General features: G+C 72.0%; 4 protein-coding genes. 2 read left to right on the top strand and 2 right to left on the bottom strand.

The window, feature by feature from the left end; translation table 11 throughout:
- Positions 1–293: 293 nt before the first annotated feature.
- Positions 294–1109, bottom strand: a complete 816-nt coding sequence (locus tag ND748_RS25855) for a mycofactocin-coupled SDR family oxidoreductase (RefSeq protein WP_251748715.1) — start codon at positions 1107–1109, stop codon at positions 294–296.
- A 175-nt stretch (positions 1110–1284) separates the two neighbouring features.
- Here ND748_RS25855 and ND748_RS25860 point away from each other — a divergent pair, with 175 nt between their 5' ends.
- Positions 1285–1950: a TetR/AcrR family transcriptional regulator gene (locus tag ND748_RS25860; RefSeq protein ID WP_251748717.1), complete on the top strand. Its 666-nt coding sequence runs from the start codon at positions 1285–1287 to the stop codon at positions 1948–1950.
- Here the strand turns inward: ND748_RS25860 and ND748_RS25865 are convergent.
- A complete protein-coding gene (locus ND748_RS25865; protein ID WP_251748719.1) occupies positions 1908–3218 on the bottom strand; it encodes an NtaA/DmoA family FMN-dependent monooxygenase in 1311 nt (436 codons plus the stop codon). The two genes, ND748_RS25860 and ND748_RS25865, sit on opposite strands and share 43 nt — an antisense overlap.
- 413 nt (positions 3219–3631) lie before the next feature.
- On the opposite strand from ND748_RS25865, the gene ND748_RS25870 reads away from it, so the two are divergent.
- Positions 3632–4315 (top strand): TIGR03086 family metal-binding protein, encoded by a 684-nt coding sequence (locus ND748_RS25870; protein WP_251748721.1) that lies wholly within the window; start codon positions 3632–3634, stop codon positions 4313–4315.
- Positions 4316–4568 lie beyond the last annotated feature (253 nt).

The raw sequence follows: 4568 nt of genomic DNA on the forward strand, positions 1-4568 counted from the left end.
GGTGCGGGCACGGCGCCCGCCGACGGCACGGACTCGGCCGGCCCCGCCAGGCGGGAAGTCCGCCTCACGCGGCGTCCGGCCGGCGCCGGGGGGTGGCATACGGCGGTGGGAGGCAGGCGTCGTCCCGTTCGGCGGGCAACGACGGCAGTCGGCGACCATCCATGAGGGGAGATGATTGCAGGCGGCCGGTGTGTGCTGGATGAGTGCCGCGAATGGGATGCGCCCCGCGGCGGCGGGCTAGCGGGGCGTGGCCGGTCAGGTGGTGGCGAACGGGCGCCCGCGGGAGGGTTCGCTCAGCGCACCGCGAAGCCGGCGTCGATCGGCAGCGCGACGCCGGTGACGTACTTCGCGGCATCCGAGACCAGCCAGGCCACCGTGTCGGCGATGTCCTCGGGCTGGAGGATCTCGATGGGCAGGGCGTTCTGCATCGCGGCGGTGGCGTTGGCCGACTCGGCGAGCAGCTTCGCCATCGACTCGTTCATCGTCATTCCGGTGGCGACGCCGGTCGGGTGGATTGTGTTCACCCGGATCCAGTGCTTGGCCAGGTCGTTCGCGAGAACCTGCATGAGCCCGACCAGGCCGCGCTTGGCCGCGGTGTACGCCTGCGGGCCCGCGTCCGGGCTGCCCGTCCCCTTCAGGCCCGCACTGGAACTGGTCAGGACGATCGCCCCACCGCGGCCGCCCTCGATCAGCGCCGGTAAGGCGGCCCGCACCGTCTTGAAGACGCCGGTGAGGTTCGTGTCGATGATGTCCTGCCATTCGGTGAACGGGTCGGCCTCCGGCGACAGTCGGATGATGCCGGCGTTCGCGATGACGATGTCCACCCGGCCGAACTCGGCCAACCCTTCCTGGAAGGCGGCGCAGAGCCCGGCGAAGTCCCGCACGTCCGCCTGGCGGGCGACGATCCGCCCGCCGAGCTTCTCGACGAGCTCCACGGTTTCGGCGAGATCGGCCGGCGAGGCGTTCGGATAGTCCATCGACGCGATGTCGGCGCAGATGTCCACGCCGATGATGTCGGCCCCCTCCCGGGCCAGCCGCACCGCGTGCGCCCGGCCCTGCCCGCGGGCGATTCCGGTGATGAAGGCGGTCCTGCCGTCGAGCGTGCCCATCCGGCACTCCTTTTCGGATTTTTGGAAACTGACTGTTTTCGGCGACTGACTGTCAACATGTCGGTGTAACACGGGTCACAAACGTTATTGCGGACGCTGATCGTCCGCAAGGTCTGCCGTCGGCCGCCGCGCGATGATGGGACCGCAGACGGGCGGGCGATGGAGGAGACCGAGGGTGCAGACGACGACGAGGCAGGCCGTGCGCGGGCGGCCCCGGGACCCGGACCTGCAGGCGCGGGTCCTCGACGCGGCGTTGGCCGAGTACGCCCGGTCCGGCTGGGCGGGCTTCACCATGCACGCCGTCGCCGGGCGCGCCGGGGTCGGGAAGTCGTCGATGTACCTGCGGTGGCCGACCAAGGAACAGCTCCTGGTCGACGCGATCGACGCCTACACCCGCCCGCTCGTCGTCGACCACGACACCGGCTCGCTGCGCGGGGACGTGCTCGCCCTGGCGTCGAGCCTGCTGGCCCACTTCCTCGACCCGATGGGCTGGGTGACGGTGCGCATCGCCGTCGATGCCGCCGTGGAGTCCCTCGACCTGGGCGGCTTCCACGATCGGATCGTCACGAAGCACAACGACGCGGCCCAGCGCATCGTCGACCGGGCGATCGGCCGCGGCGAGCTGCCGGCGCGGGTCGACGGCCGGCCGCTGCGCGAGGGCCTGTTCGGCGGTGTGCTCATGCACGCGCTGGCGATGCCGCCGCACGAGCACGCCGCCGCCCGGACCGCCGTCGCCGAACATGTCACGCCGCTGGTCGACCTGCTGCTGCGCGGAGTCGGCCCGGCCGAGACCCCAACTCAGAACTCGAGCAGGTTGTCCCGGAACAGCTCGTGCGGGTAGGAGGTCCGCATCAGGCCGCGGCGCTGCAACGCGGGCACCAGGCCGTCGGCGATCTCGGCGACCACGCGGCGGTGCACCGGCGTGGCGATCAGGAATCCGTCCCCGCCGACCTCCGCCATGACCTCGCCCATCTGCGCGGCGACCGTGTCCGGCGAGCCGACGAGCTCGACGGACTCGACGGTGTCGTGCTCCATCACCGTCTCGCGCAGCGTCCGGCCGGCGGCGGCGTTGGCGAATCGGGTCATCGAGCTCTGGTGCCCGTTGACCCGGCCGGTCAGGTCGGGGAAGGGGCCGTCCAGGTCGAACTGCGCGAAGTCGATGCCGCTGAAGTACGACATCTGGGCGAGGACCGTCTCCATCAACTCCGGGCTGCGCTGGCGGGCCCGCCGGTGGGCCAGCAGCTCGCGCGCCTGATCGTCGGTCTCCCCGATGATCGGGTTGACGAGGAAGAGCACCTTGCAGTCGCTCGGTTTGCGGCCGTGGCGGATCATCCGGGCCGAGACGTCCTCCCGGTACGCCTTCATCCCCTCGATGCCGTGCGGCACCGCGATGATCGTGTCCGAGTGCCTCGCGGCGAACTCCCGGCCGGCCGGGGAGCCGCCGGCCTGGCAGATGACCGGACGTCCCTGCGGGCCGGCGGGTGCGTTCAACGGCCCGCGGCTGCGGTGGAACCGGCCGGCGAAGTCGACCGTGTGCACCTTGCGGAAGTCGGCGAAGACGCCGGCCTGCTGGTCCGTGACCACGGCCTGCGGTTCCCACGACGCGCACAGGCGGTCGACCAGGTCCATCCACTCGTCGGCCATCTCGTAGCGAAGGTCGTGCTCGAAGTGCTCGTCGAAGCCGAAGTTCTGGGCCGACCGGTGACTGCTCGAGGTGACGAGGTTCGCCCCGACCCGGCCGGCGGAAAGGTGGTCGAGGGAGACCAGCATGCGGGCCGCCATGAACGGCGGGTAGAACGACGTCGACAGGGTGGCCACCAGGCCGATCCGCGAGGTCGCCTGGCTCATCACCGCGACCGCCGCCATCGGGTCCAGGCGGGGCGACTCCCAGGCGTACTTCAGGTCGACCTCCATCGATCCCCGATACGCATCGGTGATCATCAGGCCGTCCTCGAGGATGAGATAGTCGAAACAGGCTCGTTCGAGGGATCGGGCCAGCTCGGCGTAGAAACCGCCCCGCATCCATTCGGCGCTGTGGGTTCCCGACCACTGGCTGTTCCAGGCCTGCGGGCCGAATCCGCCCCCGACGAACCACCCCAGGTGGAACATGTGACCTCCCGTCGTTGGCATGCTGGGGCAGTGTGCGGGGCCGCCGTTTCCGTCACCTGATCTCGCCGGTTACCGCGCAATTGCGCCGCGCCGGCCGGCTCGCTGACCGCCGCACACCTCGGCCACGGCCGCGAATGCGCCGCCCCGACCCGGGCGGCGCCACCCACCTGCCCCTGCCCTCGCGCTCACCCCCGGTGGGACCACCCGGCCCGGACCGGGCGCCGCCGGTTGCGGGGCGCCACCGTCCGGGTAGGCACAGGGGCAGGGCCAGAGACAGGGGCCAGGGCCAGGGCGAGAGACAGGGCTACGGCCAGACAGGGCTATGGCCAGACAGGGGCAGGGACGGGGTCGGCTGCTGGCCCGGCGCATCGGTTCGAGGGCGATCGGCCATGGCGCGCGGAAGGAGCACGACGATGGTGAGCACGCTTACCGTCACGGAACGTCGCAGGTGGCTCGACTGGGCGCTGGACACCTTCGACACGCAGGTGCGGGCCGTGCCACCCGGATCCTGGGCGGCGCCGACACCGTGCGGGCAGTGGAACGTCCGGGCGCTGGTCAACCACCTCACCGTCGAACACCTGTGGGTTCCGCCGTTGCTGGCCGGTCTCACCCGGGAGGACATCGGCACCCGGTTCGACGCCGACCAGCTCGGGGACGATCCGGGCGCGCGCTGGACGGTGACGGCCCGCCGTAGCCGGGACGCCTGGGACCGGCCGGAGGCCTGGGCGTCGATCCCGATGCTGTTGTTCGGACCCACCCCGGCGGCCGAATATGCCTTCCAGCTCACCGCCGACCTGCTCATTCACGCCTGGGACCTGGCCCGGGCGATCGACGCCTCCGGCCGGCTGCCCGGCGACACCACGTCGGCGCGGACCGTCGGCAACAACCGCGAGCTCGTGCACTGGGTGCACGACACCCTGGGCCGCCAGATCGACGCCTGGCGAGTCGTCGGCATCTTCGCCACCCCGGTCTCGGTGCCGGCCGACGCCGAGGAGTGGACCCGGCTGATCGCCCTCACCGGCCGCTCACCGGACTGGCAGCCCCACCTCGACCGGGGCCAGCCTCTTGACCAGGGCCAGCCGCTCGACGCCGACTAGCACCCGACGGGAGCCGGCACCCCGACGGGGGTGGGCGCCTCGACGGGGGTCAGCACCCCGACGGCGGTCAGCACAGGGGGTAGATGAGGATCGGTGCCCCCGCCCCGCCGGCCGCGGCGGTGGGCGGTGCCGAGCAGCTACGCAACGGGGCCGGAGTGGTCGGCGTGGGGGAGCCGCCAACGGGCGCCGGGTGTTTGACGGCCCCGGACGGCGCGCTCGGCGCCGGTTTCGGTGGCGCCGCGAGGTCCGAGGA

Origin of the sequence: Frankia sp. AiPs1 (assembly GCF_023716945.1) — a bacterium.
Lineage (GTDB): Bacteria > Actinomycetota > Actinomycetes > Frankiales > Frankiaceae > Frankia.

Coding starts and splice junctions, on each gene's coding strand:
- ND748_RS25855 (WP_251748715.1), bottom strand. CDS start 1,109: ATGGGCACGCTCGACGGCAGGACCGCCTTCATCACCGGAATCGCCCGC.
- ND748_RS25870 (WP_251748721.1), top strand. CDS start 3,632: ATGGTGAGCACGCTTACCGTCACGGAACGTCGCAGGTGGCTCGACTGG.
- ND748_RS25865 (WP_251748719.1), bottom strand. CDS start 3,218: ATGTTCCACCTGGGGTGGTTCGTCGGGGGCGGATTCGGCCCGCAGGCC.